The following is a 21,833-nucleotide window of genomic DNA, read 5'->3' on the forward strand; positions in this document are numbered from 1 at the left end:
CTCAATCCTTTAGTCGTTTTCACGTTGCGGCGGTGGTCGGCGAAATATCTCACGAAACATTCCAGGCGTGAATATCGACAATGGTTGGACTTGCACAGAGGGGTTCGGTGCCTTGCCAGACAAATCGAAGTTGAAGCCCAACAGCCCCTCGCCACGTCTAGTGAAGACCTGGCCAATCCCATTCAAAACATAGAGCGGCGATGCCACGCCCTGCATATCAATCGCACGATCGGAGAAGCGGTAAACACCGTCCATGGACAGCCCAATCGACGGACCTGTTGCTGCACTAGAATAAAGCGTGAGCCCCGAGGATGAGAGCTGAAATGATGCCTCGACATTGCTAAAATAGATGCCGCCCTGCGCCATTTGATCCAGCAATCCGACGACCGAAATCGCGTTCAAAAGTCCTGCGAGCGTGGGCGTTTCCAAAATGCGTGTGTCCGTCACCAAGAGCGTGCCGTCATACACCCCAAACGTCGGCGTTGGCTTCAGTATCAGATCAAGCGCACCGCCTTTAGCGGTCCCTATTAACTTCGCCGCGGCACCGACGCTGCCCGCATCATCACTGCGCAGCCGAATAGCTGTTCCATTGGCGACCGTCACCAAAGTTCCCGTAACCACAGCGCCGCCATTCACGCGTGCCCTGAAGCGTCCATTAAGTCCCCCACGGGGAGTTATTTCGCCCCGTAGATCTGTAAACGAAAGGCTGTTACTCACGATCACTCGGTCAAGGGCAATGTTCAACGCGCCACCACTCGCCCCGTTCACACCACCGCCATCAACAGCCTGACGGGCACGGCGCAAATCCAGCCGTCCTCCGGTCACATTAACCTTTGGAGGCTGACCAACTCCTTGCCCAACCAGCTCAACTGCACCCGCGAACCAATCACCTACCTCAACACTTGAAAACGATGCCATAGCAAGCGCTCCGCTTTGATCAAGAGTAATCTGCCCTGCTACACGAAGTCCGCTACCAGACAGTTCAAACCTCTCCACAATTGCGGGATTGTCTGGCGTTCCAAGCCTACCGCTCATGACCAAGCTGCCTGTTGACTCTACGTCTTTTTGCCAGCCCAATTCAGGGATAGAGAGTTTCGCGCCTTGCAAATCGGAGCGCAGCGTAAAACTGCCCCCGTTTTCGTCTAACGCCACTTCAATATCTGCTTGAGTGGCCCCAACAAAAAGCCCATCCGGCAATACGATCCCGAACTCCGCCAACGCGTCGCCCGTAAGATCAATGACAGCACGCAAACTAGGTTGGGAAGCGACTACACCCTCTTGTGGCTTCCCAATGGGTTGCTGCCAAACTCCGCTCAGGTTTACACCGTCAACACTAGCTTTCCCCTTTATTTCAATACTTTGCGGGGAGACTTTAATGTTTAACTGATCTGTAGAAAGACTACGCCCCGCAACAATAGCATCACTAGTAACATTCGTCAGGACACCCTCAGCATCAAAGATGGTTGAGTCGCTCCTACGGTCTTTTATAAGCGGGACGTCGAGCCTGACATCTACGTCTGCACGTCCGTCAGCAAATGTGACAGGCAAAGCCCCATCCTTCAATATCTCCAGCGGCTTTTGGTTTAATAAGGCCAGCCCTGCGGTAATTGTGCTGTCTGATTTCAGATCTAGCGAAAGCAAAGCTCTGCCTTCTTTCGGACCTACCCACAGGGTAGATCCACCAGCATTAATGGCCCCACCTTGGGGCGCTAAAACAGCACCGCTACTAAGCGCTAATGCGAACGCAGCACCTTCGAAACTCGCGACACCGACGCCATTCTTGATCGGCGCCATCGGACGCAGATAGTGCACAGTAGCATCTGAAAAATCAAAGCCCCCTTGCACAATTGGCTTGTGGTTCGGCAAAATTCGAACAGCCGCACGGCCATTTTTAAGCGTGCCCCCATCGAGATTGTTCACCAACCAATCGCGGGTAGGTCGAAGGGCCGTCAATGGCCAAAGGCTTAGGGCCGTAGCAACATCCGTTCGGTCCCCTTCAAGGTTAAGCGCCACAGACCAACCGTCCATGTTTGATGCAACCCGACCATCACTTCGCACCATTGGTGCCACAGCGGCATTATTGCCCAATGGTTGTGGCCTGCCGTAGAGTTGCCCGATATCAATTGCAAACGGATCAATCTCCATGCGGAAATCAATCCCCGCGTCTCGAATTTCAATGGGCACATCAAACGCGTCAGGCGGATCAATCAACAATGTAGAGATTGCAAATTGTCCCAGAAGCGTTTCAGGCACACCATTAGTTTGATCCTGCAAATATGCCGTTCCAGAAGCGACGGCTGTGACCAAATCACTAGAAACGCGCACCTCATCAAACGTGAGCTTTTCAGCAGGGGCATCATACTGAAAATACGCCCGCGCTGAGTTGAAGGGCAAAGGTTCGCTACCCGCCACAGGCGCCAGCGCCCCCGCACCCAAATCAAGTGTGCCAAACACATCCGCTGCCTCGCCCCCTGACGTAATTGCAAAGCGAAGCGCACCTGAAATTGGTGCGTCCAGAACACCAAGCCACGCAAGGCTTGGCACCTGCCCCGCAACAAGGCTGGCCCGCGCGTCAGTCAAGCTCAACCCGACAGTGCCAAGTGGCAAAGGTGTCTCTGTTTCCGCCTCCGTAGCCCGCCTTGGCACGTCATATGTGGCAGTAAACGTGGTGACGTCAGCCCCCCCTGTCAGGACCGCTGCATCCGCACGCATTCGAACACCAGTCCGATCTTGCTCAAGCAAGACGCGTGCCCCATCCACGGTCAGCACTTGGCCGCTGACCCCGTCCTCATATCGAACACTCAGCGAAGTCGCCTCGATCGCATCAATCGTTGTTAGCCCGGGCTGTTCAAACACAGTCGCAAGATCAAGCATAAGGCCACCGAAAGAGGCATCCGAGATACTTTGCGAACCAAAATTAAGGTTAAAGCGACCGTCGAGGTTACGGCTGACCCGTGCGCGCAAACCGCTTACCTCAAGACGTTTCGCCGCCAACTCCCCTCGTGCTAATGCCCGCCGCAAAAGATCAATACGAACATCCGCCAACACAGCAAGGCGCGCGCCGTCGTCTGATGTCAACTCCATATCTTGAAGCGTTATGTGCGTATGTAACTGCCGATCAAGTGTCACTTGCAGACCACGTACAGCGACGTTCGCGCGCGGCAATATCTGGGACAATCGGGCCTCGACGTCCTTGCGAACCCAATCAGGCGCGGTAATCGCACGGTCCAGATTGGCCCCAACCGCGATCCCTAAACCCACGACGAACAAGAACGATATCGCTGCAATTACGCGCATAATCCCCAAGAACGGGACACGTCGCTTGGACGCACCAACGGCGGCAGTGTCGGTCAAATCAGGATCGGAAGAAGTGTTCATATCGAAAAGACGGCCGCTGCGCTGTGACGTGGCCTTTATATTCGCCGCTGATGGCCTAAAACAAAAGACCAGAATCGCATTGCACGCGGCTAAGCGTCATCCGCGGCATCCGCACCCGCGAGTACAAACAAACATAGGACCGAAATCATGACACAAAAAGAACTCAACATCGGCGACATCGCACCTCCGTTCACTCTGCCCCGCGATGGCGGTGGGCAAGTCTCTTTAACTGATTATGCGGGCCAATCTGTCGTGCTTTATTTTTATCCGCGCGATGACACTCCGGGGTGTACAAAAGAAGCGATTGGATTCACCGAAATGGCCGCTGAGTTTGCGGCCGCGAACACGGCGGTGATCGGCGCATCAAAGGATAGCGTGAAAAAGCATGACAAGTTTCGCGAGAAGCACAGCCTTGGCGTTGTGTTGGTGTCTGACGAAGAAAGCGATTTGTGTGAGACATATGGCGTTTGGGTCGAGAAAAACATGTACGGCAAGACCTACATGGGAATTGAACGTGCAACATTCTTGATTGGGCCCGATGGAAAAATCGCGCAAATCTGGCGGAAAGTGAAAGTGCCGGGGCACGTCGAAGCGGTGCTTGAGGCCGTGCGCGCCCTAGACGTCGCATAACCCTCACGCTAAACGGCAAAAACCACCTAAACGGAGCGCCCATGATCTCTCTCACGCAAATGGCGACAGATGTTTTGCAAACAGCAGATGGCGCGGAAAAAACGGCCCTCTCCCGTAAATACGCGGCGGAGTGGTTTGCCTCACGCGAAGCGGGCGCACCCTTTGAAATTGGCACGGCAGTGCCGCCGTTGCGCCCCGCGCGCCCACAAAAACCCGCGCTGCTTGATCCGCGTGATGTGCCCCGCCGCAAACCTGGCACACCCGAGGGCCGCGTGGCCATGTTGCACGCCGTTGCCCACATCGAGCTTAACGCCGTTGATCTGCACTGGGACATCATTGCGCGCTTTGGCGGACGGGTCGATTTCCCAATCAGTTTTTACGATGATTGGGTGAAATCTGCCGATGAGGAGAGTAAACATTTCAGCCTCATGAGCGATTGTTTGGCCAATTACGGCGCGCATTACGGTAGTCTTGATGCGCACGCTGGCATGTGGTCCGCCGCCGAAGATACAGCCGATGATATTCTGGGCCGTCTCGCCGTGGTTCCTATGGTGCTTGAGGCGCGCGGTCTCGACGTCACACCTGGTATGATTAAGCTATTCAAACAGGCAAAAGACACCGCCGCCGTTGGAGCGATGGAAGTGATCTACGCCGAAGAAGTGCATCATGTCAGCTACGGCTCAAAGTGGTTTCACTTTCTATGTGGCCGCCAAAATCTTGATCCGACACCAACATTCCACCGCCTTGTCCGAAAATATTTCCACAGCGCGCTAAAGCCGCCGTTCAACGAAGAGAAGCGCGCAGAAGCGGGTATTCCACCAGATTTTTACTGGCCACTCAGCGAAAGTGCTGCTGTGCGCTAAGTATCTGCGTGCCCACTTAAATATTCGGCAAGAACCCGCCAGTTTTGAACCATTGCATGCCCACGCACCTTTGCCCGGGGCCAAAATTGTTTGCGGTCCATTAACCACCGCCTTAAACCATTGTGAAGGATGTACTTTGCAGTCAGGTCGCAGAGCCATCGTGACGTAACAAACCGAAACGGAACAGTTTTTTGGCACTACCTTGGATGAACCGTTTGAACCACCGCCTTGAAAACGTCTTCCCCGAGCGGCGGTTGTTTTTGCGTTCAGACAATGAGACCCGCTATATTCTGCTCAAACCCGTGACCCAATTAGTTGGCATCGTTGGCAGTACGGCCGTTATCGCTTGGTCGATCATCGCTACCTCAATTTTGATCATGGATAGCATCGGCGCTGGCAATTTCCGCGAGCAGGCGAAACGTGATCAAGCGTTCTATCTTGAACGACTGAACGCGCTGGCGGATGAACGTGACGCCCGCGCGGCCGAAGCATTGGCCTCTCAAGAACGGTTCAACACTGCCCTGAGCCAGATTTCTGTGATGCAGACGCAATTGTTGGAAACCCAAGAAAGGCGCCGCGAGCTTGAAATTGGGATGGAAGCTTTCCAAGAAACTCTGCGCCGCGTGAGCGGAGAGCGCGAAGACGCCCGTGAAAAGCTGCAAGAGTTGAACGCGTCCCTCGAGGGTGAAACTGAAACCGGACAGAATCCGCTGAGCGCCGCGCGTGACCTTGAAACCACCGTCGATTACCTGGCCGGTGCCCTGTCGGAAACCGCAGGCGAGCGGGACACAGTTGTGGCAGACGCTCAGGCCGCGCTGATTGCCGCCGATGAAATGGCCGCAGAGCTCAAAATCCTTGGAGACCGCAACAACGAAATTTTCCGCGCCCTAGAGGAAGCGATGACAGTTTCAGTCGAGCCGCTGGACAAGATGTTCCGCAAGGCAGGTTTGTCGACGGATAATCTTCTCAAGCAAGTGCGCCGTGGGTATTCTGGACAAGGCGGCCCCCTCGCCCCTTTGTCCTTCTCGACCCGCGGGGAGATTGATCCAAGTGCCGAACGTGCCAACAGCATCATCAGTAAACTCGATGAGCTGAACCTCTATCGAATCGCTGCCCAAAAAGCACCGTTCACAATGCCGGTGACGAACAATTATCGTTTCACCTCTGGGTTTGGTCCCCGCTGGGGCCGTATGCACAACGGCACAGATTTTGCGGCACCGATCGGCACACCGATCTATGCACCAGCGGACGGTGTAGTAACTTTTGCTGGCTGGTCGTCAGGATATGGACGTTTGGTGAAGATCAAACACGACTTCGGCATCGAAACAAGATATGCCCACCAATCCAGAATTCGCGTAAAAGTAGGCCAAAGGGTCTCGCGCGGGGACCGGATCGGTGATATTGGCAACACTGGCCGGTCCACTGGACCGCACTTACACTACGAGATCCGCGTTGGCGGGCGTCCCATCAACCCAATGATCTATATCAAGGCTGGTCAAAATGTTTTCTAAAAGCAAAATCAACGATCCTGCACCCAAAAGCGATGACACAACTGCGGCCCCCGCTCCTGCGGCAGCCAAAGCGTCGACACCCGAATTCAAGCGATCTGCGCCTAAACCCAAAGCGCCAGCATCGCTGATCTCTAGCGATCTGCACGTCAAAGGCAACCTGCGCACCGCGGGCGATATTCAAGTTGAAGGCGAAGTAGAAGGCGACATCCGCGCCCATTTGCTGACCATCGGCGAAAGCGCAACGATCCGAGGCGAAGTTATTGCTGACGACGTTGTCATTCACGGTCACATCGTTGGGCGCGTACGCGGTCTGAAAGTGCGCCTGACATCAACTGCACGCGTTGAGGGTGACATCATCCACAAGACAATCGCAATTGAGAGTGGCGCGCATTTCGAGGGGTCCGTTCAACGTCAGGACGACCCACTGGCAGCCGGTGCTAAATCAGCGCCTGCACCAAAGCCTGCGCCAACCAAGCCTGCATAACAGGCGAAGGCATACAATTTTAAAAGGCGTCCTTCGGGGCGCCTTTTTTATTATCTTGCACCGACATCAGCCGGACTTTTGTGGGCGGGAGTGATCCGGAATTTGTTGAATTTTATACAGATGCCATGTGGCGTGCCCAAAGAGCGGCAGCACAATAAACATCCCCAGAAATGCGGGAATAATTGCCGCAATTGAGGCAAGACCAATCACCGCCCCCCAGATCATATAGGGCACGGGATAGGCCATCACCTGAGCAATTGATGCAAGACCCGCAGTCATAAAATCAACATCACGATCAATAAGCATCGGCAATCCGAAAAGCGTCATTGAGAATATCAGCGTCAAAAAGCCAGCGCCGACGCCTGTGCCAATTGCCAGCATGGTAAGGCCGTTGGCGCTTAGAAACACCTCTGCACTGGACGAAATATTGACCATCGGCTGTCGACCTAAAAACAGCGCAAAAAGCATATGTCCAAGGAAAAACCAAAACAGCAGTATCACCACAACAATCACCGCAAGCCACGGCACTTGTCCATTTTTAAGCGCCCAGATGGCTCACAAAATATCCCACATTGTGATGGGCCGCCCACGATGATGTTGCCAACTGATCAAATAAAACCCAAGTGCCGCAAGTGAGCCAACCATCAGCAATCCCATAACCGCAAGCACAAACCAATAGCTGTGCCCAGAGGCATATTTCAGCGTGGCAATTGCAAGGCCGATGATTACAAAGGCACCCGCAAGCACCAGTGCAAACGCTGGGTAGCGCACCAAATCAACCGCCCCTGCCCGAAGCGCACGCGTAAAATCACTGCGCTTAGGGGCACGAAATTTTGTCACGCCATGCGGTCTATCTTTGAGGTAGTCACTCTACGAGCGTAGCGCGCAGCGGATCAAGCGGTCAATCTTTGCTACAGATCAGCGCTTATTGGCAAGCTAACTGCAGGGCTACGTTAGTCTTCCGCATTAGCTTCTGCGCGCGATTTACCGGAAACATTCATCGCCAGCGTCGCGCCCATCAAGCCATCAAGATCACCGTCGAGAACACCTTTGGTATCGGACGTCTCAAAGCTGGTGCGCAGGTCTTTCACCATCTGGTAAGGTTGCAGCACATACGAGCGGATTTGGTTGCCCCAACCAGCATCACCTTTGTTTTCGTGCGCTTCGTTGATGGCCGCGTTACGGCGGTCCAACTCCATTTGATACAAGCGCGATTTCAACGCTTTCATCGCAATATCGCGGTTCTGATGCTGAGATTTCTCAGAACTGGTCACAACAATGCCTGTTGGGTTGTGTGTAATCCGGACGGCCGAGTCAGTCGTGTTCACGTGCTGTCCGCCCGCCCCAGATGAACGATACGTATCAATCCGGATATCAGCGGGGTTCACCTCAATGTCGATGTTGTCATCGACGACTGGATAAACCCAGACTGACGTGAAGGACGTGTGTCGCTTGGCGGCGCTATCGAACGGGCTGATACGCACCAAACGGTGCACGCCGCTTTCGGACTTCAACCAGCCATAGGCGTTTGGACCACTGATCTTGTACGCCGCAGACTTGATGCCCGCTTCGTCACCAGCCGATTCCGATTGCAGCTCAACTTTATAGCCCTTCTTTTCGGCCCAGCGGACATACATCCGCGCAAGCATGCTTGCCCAATCACACGACTCTGTTCCGCCGGCACCGGCGTTAATTTCAAGGAAGGTATCATTGCCGTCGGCCTCGCCATTCAGCAATGCCTCAAGCTCTTTCGCAGCGGCCGTTTCTTTCAGGTCACGCAGGGCTTGCTCGGCTTCTGCCACCACATCCGCGTCGTCTTCCATTTCACCCAATTCGATCAACTCAATATTGTCCGCCAAGGCTTGGGTCAGGTTTTTCTCAACGGCCATGGCATCAACCAGAACCTGTCGCTCGCGCATCAATTTTTGCGCGTTGTCCGGATCATTCCAAAGGTCAGGATCTTCTGCGCGGGCATTAAACTCTTCAAGGCGGTACGGCGCAGTCTCGATATCCATACGCTGGCGGACCAACTCAAGGGACTTTTCGATCTCGGTAACGATGTTCTGGATTTCTGCGCGCATAGAATTACAGGCCTTCAACTTATCTACACCTGCTCTAGCCTAGGGGCGCGCGCCCCACAAGCCAGACCCGCAGAGGCGCCGCCTACAGGTAGCAGTCATTTGTCTAATACAGACCACCAGATGAGAGTGATCCAAAACTCGCTTTGGGCGCAACACGGGCCTTTTTGCCGCTGGATGTGGTCACCTCACGGCTGGTGGCCTCTGCCACATCATCAAAAAGCGGAAGATCACTGCCCATTGCAAAACCACCATCAAACGTCACCCCAAAGAGCGGCTCTTCGCCCTCGCGGAAACATTCCGAGACGATACCCTCACCAGACGCATCTTGGGGCAAGCGCGCACCTGTAATCCGGTCGATATTGAGAAACTGACAGCTGCTTGGCACGTCAAAAGCACCGCCGCCGTATTTCTCAACCGCTTTTGTCATGAACTGATTGAAAACCGGCCCGCACATACCGCCGCCGGATGCCCCACGGCCAAGGCCGCGCGGTGTGTCATGCCCGATGTAGCACCCCGCAACGATGTTCGACGTGAACCCCACGAACCAGACGTCTTTGGCGTCATTTGTCGTGCCCGTCTTACCTGCAACAGGCACCGACAAATTTACCGTTGAGCGCGCTGTACCCCGCTCAACCACACCGCTCAGCATCGATGTCAGCTGATAGGCCGTGATAGGATCTAGCACCCGCTCGCGGTTTGAAGTGATCCGCGGCGCAAAGCCCGCCTCAAGGCTTGCAAATTGGCAATCTTCACAGACGCGCTGGTCATGCTTATAAACTGTGCGCCCGAAACGGTCCTGCACGCGGTCAACCAATGTAGGCTCAACACGTTCACCGCCGTTAGCAAACATTGCATAGGACGCGACCACGTTGAACAGAGTGGTTTCCTGACTGCCCAGAGAGTTTGCCAAAAAGCGGCGCATCTCATCGGGGCCGTAGATGCCAAAACGTTCCGCATAATCACCCACAACATCCATGCCGGTTTCTTGAGCCAGACGGATCGTCATCAAGTTACGCGACTGCTCAATCCCTGTGCGCACGGGCGTTGGGCCATAGAACTCTTTCGAGGCATTCTGCGGACGCCACAGGCCTTGGGGCGTATCAATTTCAATTGGCGCATCCACCACGATTGTTGCGGGCGTGTAGCCACTATCCAAGGCTGCTGCATAGACAAACGGCTTAAATGACGAACCTGGCTGGCGTTTGGCTTGGGTGGCACGATTGAACACGGAATGCTGGTATGAAAAGCCGCCCTGCATGGCCAAAACGCGGCCCGTGTTGACGTCCATGGCCATAAAGCCGCCCTGTACTTCGGGGACTTGGCGCAGGGTCCAGCGGATAAAACTGCCATCTGCATCTGCGGTAATTCGGCGGACGTGCACAACTTCACCCACTTTCAGCAGGTCTGCAGGCACGCGGGCTTGGCGGCTGGTGCTGCCATCGGCATTTTGGCGGCGCGCCCAGGTCACGTCATTGGCCGCAATCACACCGCCAGCCTCGGGGTCTGTCACCCCTTCGATCCCAAGGCGTGCACTGTCACCAGACACACTAAGGACGACCGCCGGATACCATTTGTTTTCAAGCAAAATATCGCGCGAAATATCAACGTTGCTTAGCGCCTCGCGCCACGCCGCCTCATCCCCCAGTACTTCTTCGGGCAGTGTTTTACCCGTAGGTCGCCAGATGCCGATGTTGCGATCATAGGCTTCCAAACCGCGTTGCAGTGCATCAGCGGCCTCGACCTGCATCTCGGGGTCGACTGTGGCGCGGACTGACATGCCACCACTGAAAAACTCGTCCTCACCAAAATCGCGGCTCAATTGGCGGCGAATTTCGTCTGTAAAATAATCGCGGTCCGGAAGCTGCGCCTTAAAGCCTTCGTAATCGCCAGTTTGCACCGTGCGAAGGGGCTCTTCTTTGGCCAACTCATATTGATCGCGGGTGATATAGCCGTTCTCCATCATCTCGCGCAGGACGAAATTGCGACGCGTCACAGCGCGCTCCACCTGCCGCACCGGATGATAGCGCGACGGCGCTTTTGGCAGTACCGCAAGATAGGCCGCCTCACTGACGGTCAGTTCAGAAAGACCCTTGTTGAAATAGGTCTGCGCCGCAGCGGCAACGCCATAGGAGTTTTGCCCAAGGAAAATCTCGTTCAGGTAAAGCTCAAGAATTTTATCTTTGCTGAGTGTGTCTTCGATGCGCGTGGCAAGGATCAACTCTTTGATCTTGCGCTCAGCCGACCTGTCACCCGACAGCAGAAAGTTTTTCATCACCTGCTGCGTGATCGTCGAAGCCCCGCGCACATCAGAGCCGCGCGATTTCACCGCATCAACCGCAGCCGCGGCCATCCCGCGCGCATCATAGCCTGCATGGGTGTAGAAGTTCTTATCTTCAGCAGAAATAAACGCACCCTTTACCAGCTCAGGGATCTCATCTGCGGGCGAGAACAACCGCCGCTCGCGCGCAAATTCATCAATTACGCGGCCCTCACCGGAATAAATCCGGCTAATCGTCGGCGGCGTGTATTGCGCCAGACTTTCGTGGCTGGGCAGATCACGGCCGTACATCCAAAAGACGGCCCCAATGGTCAGCGCCCCAAAGAAAAGCGCCAAAGTTACGCTGCTAAAAATCGCACCGAAGAAAGAAAAAATCGACCGCAGCATTTAATCCACCCGAATGCCCTGAACTTTGAATAGGTTATATAGTGGGGGCGCAGGCGCGTCAAAACAACCCGCATCACGGTTGTGCGAAAGACCGCCGCTCATTGACGTGTCCGTTTGGCCAATTCTGCGTCCTCAGCCGCCCAAAGGCGAACCCCATCCACCAGCCCCAAAATTGCTTGGGCGCGCCATTCGGGGTTGGTTAAGTTTGCAAGATCTTGGGCGTCCGACATAAATCCCAACTCGACCAAGACCGAGGGGATATCTGGCGCTTTGAGCACCGCAAAGCCCGCCTGTCTGCGCGGGCGCGAGTTGATGCCATCAACGCTGGCTTTGATGCCGCCCACTAATAATTCGGCCAACCGATCAGCGCGCGGTTGTGTTTCACGCCGCGCTAAATCAATCAAAACACCGGCTACGGTGTCGTCTTGCCCCACAAGGTCCACGCCGCCCAGAATATCACTGCGGTCATGACCGCGGGCCAACTGTGCGCTGGCCGCATCGGTCGCCTCATCCGCAAGGGTGTAAACCGTAGCACCCCGCGCCCCACCGCCACTTAGCGCGTCTGCATGCAACGATATTAACACATCTGCGTGCGTTTTATGGGCAATCGAGACCCGTTCGCGCAGGGACACAAACACATCATCGTTGCGAGTCAAAATAACGCGGTGCCCATCGCGGATCAGCGCCTCGCCCAAAGCCCGTGCAAAACTCAGCATCAATGCCGCTTCTTGGTAGGGGCGCACTTCGGCGCCCGGATCAATGCCGCCGTGCCCGGGGTCCAAAACAATGGTCAGGCCCTGTTCGGGCACATTCGCAGCGCTGTCTTGGACACCAGACGTGCCCTCAATTGCCAACGCAACGCCGCGCCCATCTGCCTCAACAGCCGCGGCAAAACCCGCCTCATCCGTCTGGCGCAGCACAAAGCTAAGCATCGCGCCGCTGCCGTCTTGTTTGATCCGCATCTGCGATTTGCCAACGGTCATCGGCCCATCCAGCGTGAGCACCATCCGCGACCATCCAGCCCTAATTTGACCGAACCCAATATCCGTTACACGTTGTGAGCGGATCATATCATCAACATTAGCTTCTCCAGACAGCCCATTGAAATCAATGATTACTCTATGGGGGGCATTTACATGTTTGATACGAAACGGGACACCTTGGGTCAGTGACAATTGCACATCAACACCGCGCCAGATGGGGGAAATAGAGCTGTCCTGCAGCCGCAAATCGGCCCGTGCCGTCAACGTTTGCGCCGACAGGCCGAATGGCTGCACAACCAAAGCGATACAAAAAGTAATAGCCAAAAAGAGACAGTTTGAAAAACGGGGCATGACTAACCGTGCTGGTGTTTCATGAACAGTAGCGGACAAGCAGCGTAGGCGCAAAGCTTAGCCCGTACGCGCGGACATAAAGGCAGTCAGTCGCGCCAACCCTTCGATGATGTCGGCCGTGCCGCGCGCATATGAAAACCGCAAGGTCGTCGCTCCGCGCACAGGATCGAAATCCAAACCGGGGGTCACGGCAACGCCAGCCTCATTCAAAATTTCTGATGCAAACGCACGACTGTCATCTGTGTACTCACTGACATCCGCATAAACATAAAATGCCCCATCCGGCGGTGCGATCTTGTCAAAGCCAGCCTTGGGCAACCCTTCCAACATCAAGCGACGGTTTTCGCGGTACACATCCATATTCGTCTGCAGTTCTTCGTCGCAATCCATCGCAGCCAGTGCAGCAACTTGGGCCACATGAGGCGCACAAATGAACATGTTTTGAGCCAAGCGTTCAACGCGGCGAACCTGATCTTGGGGCACAACCATCCAACCCACGCGCCAGCCGGTCATGCTGAAGTATTTGGAAAACGAGTTGATGACCCACGCGTCATCACTGATCTCCAACGCCGTCACCGCTTTGGCCTCATATTCAATGCCGTGATAAATCTCATCACTGATAAAGGCAGCACGTTCAGCCGCGCAGGCCTCGATGAGCGCGCGCATCGCATCATGGTCCAACATGGTGCCAGACGGGTTGGCCGGTGAGGCCACCAACATGCCATCAAACTTGCGCCCACCGTCTTTGGCAGCGTCTAAAATATCCTGCGCCACCGGCTGCAGGCGGTTTTCCGCACGCGTTTGCAGATCAACAGGCTCCACGTTGAGGGCTTTAAAAATCTGGCGGTAGCTTGGATAACCCGGCGCGCCAATCGCCACGCGGTCACCTGCATCAAAAAGCGCTGTAAACGCCAGGACAAACGCGCCGCTGCTACCCGGGGTGATGATGATGCGTTCTGGATCTACTGCAACACCGTACCAATCCATGTATAGCTGACTGATACGCGCACGAAGCGCGGGCAAACCTTTGGCGACAGTATAGCCAAGCGCGTCGTCTTCCATCGCTTTTGCCGCTGCAACGCGTGCGCCCGCAGGTGCACCTGTGCCCGGCTGACCTACTTCCATGTGGATAATGGTTCGGCCCTCGGCCTCAAGGCGCGCGGCTTCTGCCATCACGTCCATCACAATAAAGGGATCAACCGTGCCTCGCACCGATCCTTGCCTTGAAGTTCCCATGAAGCCCTCCGATACTGATTGTGAGTTCAAGACCAAACCCATACGCGAAGGTCAATCATCATGTGGGCGAAAGTTATCTTGGCGTGTGCGTTGTGTATTGCCGCCATCCCCAGTTACGCCGTAACATTGCTGCGCGACGCAGAAGTTGAACGCGGCCTGCGGTCGATTGCGCAACCCATTTTCCAAGCCGCCGGCCTAAGCGCGTCGCGGACCAAAATTCTGCTGGTCGACAATCAATCGCTCAATGCATTTGTGATTGATGGCTCGGCTATTTTCATCCACTCAGGCCTGATCATGCGCATGGGCCGCGTCGAGGAATTGCAGGCCGTTATCGCCCATGAAGCGGCCCACATTGCCAACGGGCATCTGGCACGCCGCGCCGCTAACTTTCAAAATGCGCGCACCGCTGCAGGCATCGGAACGGCTTTGTCGTTGATCATCGGGGCCGCAGCAGGCAGTCCAGAGGCAGGTGCCGCCGCCGCTGTCGGTTCATCTGGCTCCGCACTTCGCCGCTTTTTCGGTCACACCCGCGCCGAAGAAAGCAGCGCCGATCAATCCGGAGGCCGCTATATGGTGCGCGCAGGGATTGACCCAAGTGCTGCCGTTGATGTGATGCGCCTTTTTCGCGGGCAAGAGGCGCTAAACATTGGGCGTCAGGACCCTTATGTGCGCACCCATCCGCTGACCCGTGACCGTATTCGGGCCCTTGAAGCATTTGCCGCAGGCAACGCGGGCGACTACCCAACCCCAGCATTAAACGCCGCATGGTTCGAGATCATCCAAGGCAAGATCAGCGCCTATTCCCGCGCACCAAGCTGGACACTGCGCCGTACCCGTGGCCAAAACGACCACGTCGCGCTGATGCGCCAAGCAATTGCGCACCACCGCAAACCCGACCGCGACAAAACCCGCGCCACACTAAAGCGGCTTGTCGCCAACGCACCGGATAATCCTTACGTGCACGAACTTGACGGGCAACTGAAACTGGAAGGTCGTGACTTTGATGCGGCTGTTGCTGCCTACGGCCGCGCTGTCCGCCTTGCACCAAATGAGCCGCTTATTCGGGGCGGCTATGGGCGCGCTCTGTTGGCGGTGGGTCAAAATGCGAAGGCCCGCGACACACTTGAACGAGCGCGCGCACGCGATTCTCTTGATGGGCGCATCCTGCGCGACCTTGGCACCGCTTACGCCAAAACCGGAAACAACGGGATGGCGTCCCTTAGCATTGCCGAACGCTATGCGTTGCGGGGCCGTTTGAAAGACGCCGCCATACATGCAAACCGCGCCGCAGGGTTGTTGCCCCGTGGCTCTGCCCCTTGGCAACGGGCCAATGATGTGCTTGCTGCTGCCAAGACCTCAGAAAAAGGAAAACGTTGATGATCAGTCAAACTGCCAAAGCCCTCGCCTTTACGGTGGGAACCGCCCTGCTGGGAACTGCCGCACAGGCAACTGATTTATCTGCGTTAACCCCCGCTGAACGGGCTGATTTTCGGGCCGAAGTTCGCGCCTACCTACTCGAGAACCCAGACGTGTTGATGGAAGCCTTTGCAGTTCTGGAACAACGCCAAGCGCAACAAGCCGCCCAAAACGATGCGCAGCTTTTGGCCGTAAACGCCAAGGCGCTTTATGAAGATCCCAACGCATGGGTCGGGGGCAACCCTGAGGGCGATGTGACGATTGTTGAATTTATCGACTACCGCTGTGGCTACTGCCGCAAAGCGCACTCGGAAGTTGAGCAGCTAATCCAATCGGACAAAAACATCCGCCTCATCGTGAAAGAATTCCCGATCTTGGGCCAAGACAGTTTACGCAGTTCGCAATTTGCGATTGCCGTAAAGCTGCTGCATGGAAATGACGCCTACAAACTGGCCCATGATGCGCTGATTAGCTTGAAACAAGGCACGTCTGACACCACATTGGGCCGTCTTGCAAGCAGCCTTGGCTTCAACGGTGATGAGGTGTTGGCAAAGATGAACGGCGTGGAGGTGAAGGCGATCATCGATAACAACCGTCTGCTGGGCCAGCGTCTATCCATCACGGGCACGCCGACTTTTGTGATGGGTGATCAAATGGTACGCGGTTATGTCTCCTTGGACGGGATGCGCGATATCGTGGGCCAAAAACGCAGCTAAGCGGCGAACACGGGCATTGGAAGTTCATCACCGGTGTAGACGGGGAAATGCAGGCCTACGCGGGTACCCTCGCCCACTGTACTGACCAAATCGAGGCGGCCATTTGACTGTTCCATAAAGCCATGGGCCATGGACAGACCTAAACCGGACCCCTCGCCGACTGGCTTGGTTGTGAAATACGGCTCGAACACTTTTTCCAGCAAATGCGGCTCAATCCCGTTGCCAGTATCACTGATCCAAAGGCTGAGTGTTTCTTGAGCAAGCAGGCGGGTCGCACTTGCATCAATCATGATGTGCCCTCCGTCTTTCATGGCATCGCGGGCATTAAGAATTAGGTTTAGCACGATCGTTTCAAGCTTACCTGCATCCACATAAATCGCAGGCAGTCCCGTAAAGATGCCACGTACAATGTGATGTCGGTCGCCCAACAAACGTGTCGCAAAAGTAATAACCGTATCACAAATCTCGCTAACGGAGGCCTTGCGCGGCAAAAGGGTTGGGCGGTGCGAGAAGGCCAGTAACTGGCTTGTCAGATCTGCCCCGCGCCACGCCGCGTCCTCTGCCTCACGTAACAGTATTTCCAACTCCCCCGGGTTCTTGGCCGTATTGCGCAACTCAAGGTTACCCACAATCACTGCGAGCAAATTATTGAAATCATGGGCAACACCACCCGTCAGCTGCCCTACCGCACGCAAACGGTCCGCGTCACGCTCACCTTCCTAAACGTTGGTGATGGTGACTCGAAATTTCGACAATCTAAGCACTGCATATGCAAGATACATCCCAAAGCCAGCCACTGAAACCACCATAATAAGACCATTTGGGTAGAACCCAACCCGCGCTGAATGCACAGCTCCCATGCCAGCCGCACAGAAAATCAAAAGCATCAGTTCAAGACGCAAAAACGTCGTTGTCATCGTCCTAATGGATACTAAGCGCGCAGTCTCACCCGCAAACAACAGCATCCCCAACACCTGTGCCGTGGGTTGCGGATAGGCGAACAGATACAAGATCAGGCCAAGCATTATGATGACCGTGACCGCAAACAAAAGGCCAACCCACAAAAACATCCCAAAGCTGACATACCGCCGCATCAAACTCACCGTGGTCGCATATACAACAACCGCAATCCCGTAGGCCCCGAACATCAGCATAAACGCCGCATCATCCAACCGCAAAGACAACATAATTGAGGCCGTCTCCATGATCAGAAGGCGCAGCCACATCTCGGGATTACTAAAATTATCGTTGGACTTTACGCCGCGCAAATCAAAGCGACGCTGCACTAAATTAACTACCATCACGCAGCAGTTTATACACCGCTTTGACGGCTGTCAGATGTTAATTACGCGCAATTTGAAAGTTATTCAGCGGCAGGTTGCTCCGCTTCAATCGCCTCTGCACGCTTTTCAACTTGCTCAACGATATGATCGACCATTTCCGCGTTGTTCATCTTATGGCTGGCCTTACCCGCCAGATAAACCATACCGCTGCCCGCGCCGCCGCCGGTAAACCCAACATCGGTCATCAGCGCTTCGCCGGGACCGTTCACAACACACCCAATAATCGACAGCGACATCGGCGTTTTGATATGTTCAAGGCGGCGCTCAAGGGTCTCAACGGTTTCAATCACGTCAAAGCCTTGGCGGGCACAACTGGGGCACGAGATGATGTTGACGCCGCGGTGGCGCAGACCCAATGATTTTAGAATTTCGAAGCCGACTTTTACTTCCTCGACAGGATCGGCAGACAGGCTGACCCGAATGGTGTCACCTATGCCCATCCACAACAGATTGCCCAAGCCAATCGCAGATTTGATGGTGCCGCTGACCAAGCCACCTGCCTCAGTAATGCCAAGGTGGATCGGCGCATCCGTTGCATCCGCCAGCTTTTGGTAGGCTGCAGCAGACATAAAGACGTCGCTGGCTTTGCAGCTGATCTTAAACTCATGAAAATCATTGTCTTGCAGAATTTTGATATGATCGAGACCACTTTCAACCATCGCATCGGGGCACGGCTCGCCGTATTTTTCAAGCAAATGCTTTTCAAGACTACCCGCGTTAACGCCAATCCTGATTGAACAACTGTGGTTGCGTGCCGCTTTGATAACTTCTTTCACCCGCTTTTCGTCGCCAATGTTGCCCGGGTTAATCCGCAGGCACGCAGCACCGGCCTCAGCCGCCTCAATGCCGCGTTTGTAATGAAAATGAATGTCCGCAACGATCGGTACGGGGCTTTCGCGACAAATCTCTTTCAGCGCTTTTGACGACGCCTCATCAGGCACCGAAACGCGCACAATATCAGCGCCCGCCTCAGCCGCCGCCTGTACCTGTGCGATGGTACCTTTGATATCTGTGGTCAGCGTGTTCGTCATGGTCTGCACAGCAATCGGAGCATCGCCCCCCACCGGAACCGAGCCCACCATAATCTGGCGGCTCTTACGACGGTAAATGTTTTTCCATGGACGAACGTGATTGATGGACATCTGGCGGCCTTCTTTAAGTGTCAACCGTACCTTACAGTGCCGCGTGGGCAAGCGCCACGTCTGAGTTCACCGCAAGCGGATTTCTTACACAGTGATACGAAATTTCACGCCAGAGAAAAGTGGAATTTGGCACTTTCGTCAGCGGCCTATTGATCAAGCAGCGCTTTCAATGACGGTGATGCGTCCGTGTCCACAACCGAATACTTCGCACTGATATCTGACGCCGTAAGCGACACATTGCGCGCCGTTGCCGAACCCGACCCAACGGGACCAACCAGCGCATCACCAAGCTTGAGGTAGAGCGCGCCTGAATTACCCGCCCGCAATAGCGGAGCGTCCACATCCGCAGGAAGAGTGTATTGCTCACCGGGCTGCAGAGTCTTCTCGAAAACGCGCGTACCTTTTGCGTCCGTAATCCGCACCCATGAAGGTTTCGATGCAATAAGGCTTACACTGCCTTTTGCCGCCGCGATGCTCTCAATAGAGCGGGTGCGCGGGCGCGGCAAAACATCAGGCGCATCAAGATTTTCGAGCAGCGAGAACAGCTCACTATCTTCCAGAGGGTCGGCAACAGAATAGGCTGCACTCAGGTCAGCAGACGCAAGTTGCACGTTGTTTACAGTCGTTGCGCCCTGCCCTGCGGGCCCAACGATTTGCCCGTTAACCTTGAAATAAAGAGATCCCGAATTGCCTGCCCGCAAAACGGGCGTCTCTTCGGTTACTGGCAGCGCATAGTTTTCACCTTTTTCGAGAACTTTCTCAAACAAGATAGACCCATCGGCGCTTCGCACGCGCACCCATGTCGGGTTCACGGCAAACAGAACCACTTCCGGTGCGGGGCCGTCTACCACTTGCACCTGCGACGCATCCGCAGGAACATTCAAGGCGGCAAAATCACCGCCACTTGTGGCGAATGTGCCGACTGTGCCTGGATCAATAGTAGCAATCGGCGCATCACGCGGGGTGAAGACCGGCACATCAAGCGCCTCAGGGCGGTATAAACGGTCTAGCGCATCGTTGTTGCGCGCAGGCGCAAGTGCAGCGGTTTGGATCCCAGAACCCGACGCGCCAGTATTTAGCTGCGGCGCAGGCGAAAGTGGGTCGATGCTTGAGGCGACCACAGGGATCTGCTCAACCGGTGTGAATTCAACTTGCTGGACTTGGCGCAAAATGGATATGCCACCAAAACCCATGCCACCGATTAGCGCAATCATGACAGAGACAGTACCAATGGCCCCCGCATCAATGCGCGCAAAAAACGGGTCGGCTTTGGGCACGAACGGCGTAGAAGAGTCGTCGAATACATTACGGTGTGCGGAGGCTGCCAAAGGTGCTACGGGGCGCGGGCTCGAGGCCTCAGACGACATGCCATGTGCCGTGACAAAACCGCTTTCTTCACAGAACTTCTGAAAGGCGAACTCAGGGTCCATCTGTAAATAACGTGCGTAGGAGCGCACATAGCCTGCGATGAAACCGGGGCCGTCGAACTCTGTGGGATCACAGTTTTCGATGGCCGAAATATACCCTGCTTTGATCTTAAGCTCACGCTGTACATCAAGAAGGGATTTTCCAAGGGTAGCACGCTCGCCGCGCATCATGTCGCCAAGTTTCAGCTCAAAATCATCGAACCCTTTGGGTGCGACGATTTCTTCTTCTACCTCCTGCGGTGCAAAAATGCGCCCGATCATAGCCTGCCCTACCACAATTACCGAAATCGCACACGCGATTCGAGGTGCCCCCACGCTAACTAACACTTTATTAACACATAACAAACAGGAGTACAGCAGTATGATTCTAACCGGTTAAGTCAGCGCGATTCAGCGCACAATGGGACCACAGACTGTCCAATGCGCTTACTAATGCATCAATTTCTGAACGTCCATGAACCGGTGACGGCGTAAAGCGCAGACGCTCGGTACCGCGCGGAACCGTTGGAAAATTAATGGGCTGCACGTAAATGCCATGGTCTTGCAACAAGTGATCAGACAGCACTTTCGTATGCACCGGATCGCCAACAATCAGCGGCACAATGTGGCTGCCGTGGTCAATCACAGGCAGGCCAAGCGCCTTGAAGCGCGTCTTCAAAATAGCCGCTTGCGTCTGATGGACATCGCGAAGGTCTTGGCGACGCTTCAGAACTTCCACTGATTTAGCCGCACCAGCCGCAACTGCCGGCGGGAGTGAGGTTGTGAAAATAAAGCCCGGCGCATAGGAGCGCACAGCATCCGCCATTTTGGCAGAGGTCGCTATATATCCCCCCATCACGCCGTACGCCTTAGCCAACGTGCCGTTAATAATATCGATCCGGTCCATCAACCCGTCACGTTCAGCCACACCGCCACCGCGCGGGCCGTACATGCCAACGGCGTGCACTTCGTCGATGTAGGTCAGCGCACCAAATTCGTCGGCGATGTCACAAATTGCTTCGATTGGCGCAAAATCGCCATCCATTGAGTAAATTGATTCGAACGCGATCAGTTTCGGTGTGTTCGCAGGCAGCGCAGTCAGTTGCGCACGTAAATCATCCAAATCGTTGTGCTTAAAAATACGTTTATCGCCACCGTTACGGCGAATACCCTCGATCATCGACGCGTGGTTCAACGCATCAGACAAAATCACCAATCCAGGGAACAGTTTGGGAAGCATTGAGAGCGTAGCATCATTCGCAATGTAAGCGGACGTAAACAGCAGCGCCGCTTCTTTGCCGTGAAGATCCGCCAACTCCGTTTCAAGCCGTTTGTGATATACTGTCGTGCCAGAAATATTGCGCGTCCCGCCAGAGCCAGCACCCGTCGCGTCAAGCGCCTCATGCATTGCGGTCAGCACTTCTTCATTCTGCCCCATACCCAAATAATCATTGCCGCACCAAACGGTGACTGGTTTGCGGCTGCCATCGGGATGTGTCCACTCAGCGTGCGGATATTGCCCCCGCGTCCGTTCAATATCAATAAACGTGCGGTAACGCCCTTCATCGTGAAGGCGTTGCAGGGCTGCATCTAGCTGTGTGTCAAACGTCATATGTCTCTCCCGATAG

Annotated in this window: 18 protein-coding genes; 6 read left to right on the forward strand and 12 right to left on the reverse strand. The window is 55.0% G+C overall.

Going from position 1 to position 21,833, the window contains the following annotated elements:
• Positions 1-9 precede the first annotated feature (9 nt).
• Positions 10-3,378 (reverse strand): hypothetical protein, encoded by a 3,369-nt coding sequence (locus tag ACTF5M_RS05110; protein ID WP_438959993.1) that lies wholly within the window; start codon positions 3,376-3,378, stop codon positions 10-12.
• A 147-nt stretch (positions 3,379-3,525) separates the two neighbouring features.
• Between ACTF5M_RS05110 and bcp the strand changes: the two genes are divergently transcribed.
• The 4 genes from bcp to ACTF5M_RS05130 all read left to right on the forward strand — a co-directional run bounded on the left by bcp (position 3,526) and on the right by ACTF5M_RS05130 (position 6,866).
• Complete coding sequence (gene bcp / locus ACTF5M_RS05115; protein WP_438959994.1) at positions 3,526-4,008, forward strand: thioredoxin-dependent thiol peroxidase; 483 nt, start codon at positions 3,526-3,528, stop codon at positions 4,006-4,008.
• Positions 4,009-4,049: 41 nt separating this feature from the next.
• Positions 4,050-4,871, forward strand: coding sequence for a ferritin-like domain-containing protein (locus ACTF5M_RS05120; protein ID WP_438959995.1), 822 nt, complete (start codon positions 4,050-4,052; stop codon positions 4,869-4,871).
• Between the two features lie 206 nt (positions 4,872-5,077).
• A complete protein-coding gene (locus ACTF5M_RS05125) occupies positions 5,078-6,382 on the forward strand; it encodes a DUF5930 domain-containing protein (protein WP_438959996.1) in 1,305 nt (434 codons plus the stop codon).
• Entirely contained in the window at positions 6,372-6,866 is a 495-nt protein-coding gene (locus ACTF5M_RS05130) for a bactofilin family protein (protein WP_438959997.1), read from the forward strand. Before ACTF5M_RS05125 ends, ACTF5M_RS05130 begins: the two co-directional genes overlap by 11 nt.
• A 66-nt stretch (positions 6,867-6,932) precedes the next feature.
• Here the strand turns inward: ACTF5M_RS05130 and ACTF5M_RS05135 are convergent, their stop codons facing one another.
• The 6 genes from ACTF5M_RS05135 to ACTF5M_RS05160 form a co-directional block, all read right to left on the reverse strand.
• A complete protein-coding gene (locus tag ACTF5M_RS05135) occupies positions 6,933-7,418 on the reverse strand; it encodes a DUF2189 domain-containing protein (protein ID WP_438960019.1) in 486 nt (161 codons plus the stop codon).
• A gap of 3 nt (positions 7,419-7,421) precedes the next feature.
• Positions 7,422-7,706, reverse strand: coding sequence for a hypothetical protein (locus tag ACTF5M_RS05140; RefSeq protein ID WP_438959998.1), 285 nt, complete (start codon positions 7,704-7,706; stop codon positions 7,422-7,424).
• 113 nt (positions 7,707-7,819) lie between these two features.
• The gene (prfB, locus tag ACTF5M_RS05145) at positions 7,820-8,947 is read right to left on the reverse strand and encodes a peptide chain release factor 2 (RefSeq protein ID WP_438959999.1); all 1,128 of its coding nucleotides are present in this window, start codon (positions 8,945-8,947) and stop codon (positions 7,820-7,822) included.
• A gap of 103 nt (positions 8,948-9,050) precedes the next feature.
• Positions 9,051-11,612, reverse strand: coding sequence for a penicillin-binding protein 1A (locus ACTF5M_RS05150; protein WP_438960000.1), 2,562 nt, complete (start codon positions 11,610-11,612; stop codon positions 9,051-9,053).
• Positions 11,613-11,710: 98 nt separating this feature from the next.
• Positions 11,711-12,985 (reverse strand): N-acetylmuramoyl-L-alanine amidase, encoded by a 1,275-nt coding sequence (locus ACTF5M_RS05155; protein ID WP_438960001.1) that lies wholly within the window; start codon positions 12,983-12,985, stop codon positions 11,711-11,713.
• 18 nt (positions 12,986-13,003) lie between these two features.
• Positions 13,004-14,182 (reverse strand): pyridoxal phosphate-dependent aminotransferase, encoded by a 1,179-nt coding sequence (locus tag ACTF5M_RS05160; protein ID WP_438960002.1) that lies wholly within the window; start codon positions 14,180-14,182, stop codon positions 13,004-13,006.
• Between the two features lie 60 nt (positions 14,183-14,242).
• Here ACTF5M_RS05160 and ACTF5M_RS05165 point away from each other — a divergent pair, with 60 nt between their 5' ends.
• Positions 14,243-15,559 (forward strand): M48 family metalloprotease, encoded by a 1,317-nt coding sequence (locus tag ACTF5M_RS05165; protein ID WP_438960003.1) that lies wholly within the window; start codon positions 14,243-14,245, stop codon positions 15,557-15,559.
• Positions 15,559-16,314 (forward strand): DsbA family protein, encoded by a 756-nt coding sequence (locus ACTF5M_RS05170; RefSeq protein ID WP_438960004.1) that lies wholly within the window; start codon positions 15,559-15,561, stop codon positions 16,312-16,314. The genes ACTF5M_RS05165 and ACTF5M_RS05170 overlap by 1 nt, the downstream gene beginning before the upstream one ends.
• Here ACTF5M_RS05170 and ACTF5M_RS05175 read toward each other — a convergent pair.
• From ACTF5M_RS05175 to hemA, 5 genes are all read right to left on the reverse strand, one after another.
• Positions 16,311-17,009, reverse strand: coding sequence for a sensor histidine kinase (locus ACTF5M_RS05175; RefSeq protein WP_438960005.1), 699 nt, complete (start codon positions 17,007-17,009; stop codon positions 16,311-16,313). The genes ACTF5M_RS05170 and ACTF5M_RS05175 overlap by 4 nt on opposite strands.
• A 24-nt stretch (positions 17,010-17,033) precedes the next feature.
• On the reverse strand, positions 17,034-17,615 hold the full coding sequence (locus tag ACTF5M_RS05180) for a hypothetical protein (RefSeq protein ID WP_438960006.1): 582 nt from the start codon (positions 17,613-17,615) through the stop codon (positions 17,034-17,036).
• A 62-nt stretch (positions 17,616-17,677) separates the two neighbouring features.
• Positions 17,678-18,799, reverse strand: coding sequence for a flavodoxin-dependent (E)-4-hydroxy-3-methylbut-2-enyl-diphosphate synthase (gene ispG, locus ACTF5M_RS05185; RefSeq protein ID WP_438960007.1), 1,122 nt, complete (start codon positions 18,797-18,799; stop codon positions 17,678-17,680).
• Positions 18,800-18,945: 146 nt separating this feature from the next.
• Positions 18,946-20,487 (reverse strand): helix-turn-helix domain-containing protein, encoded by a 1,542-nt coding sequence (locus ACTF5M_RS05190; RefSeq protein WP_438960008.1) that lies wholly within the window; start codon positions 20,485-20,487, stop codon positions 18,946-18,948.
• Between the two features lie 106 nt (positions 20,488-20,593).
• Positions 20,594-21,817, reverse strand: coding sequence for a 5-aminolevulinate synthase (hemA, locus tag ACTF5M_RS05195; RefSeq protein ID WP_438960009.1), 1,224 nt, complete (start codon positions 21,815-21,817; stop codon positions 20,594-20,596).
• Positions 21,818-21,833: the final 16 nt, after the last annotated feature.

Source organism: Nereida sp., from assembly GCF_965655635.1.
Taxonomy (GTDB): domain Bacteria; phylum Pseudomonadota; class Alphaproteobacteria; order Rhodobacterales; family Rhodobacteraceae; genus Nereida.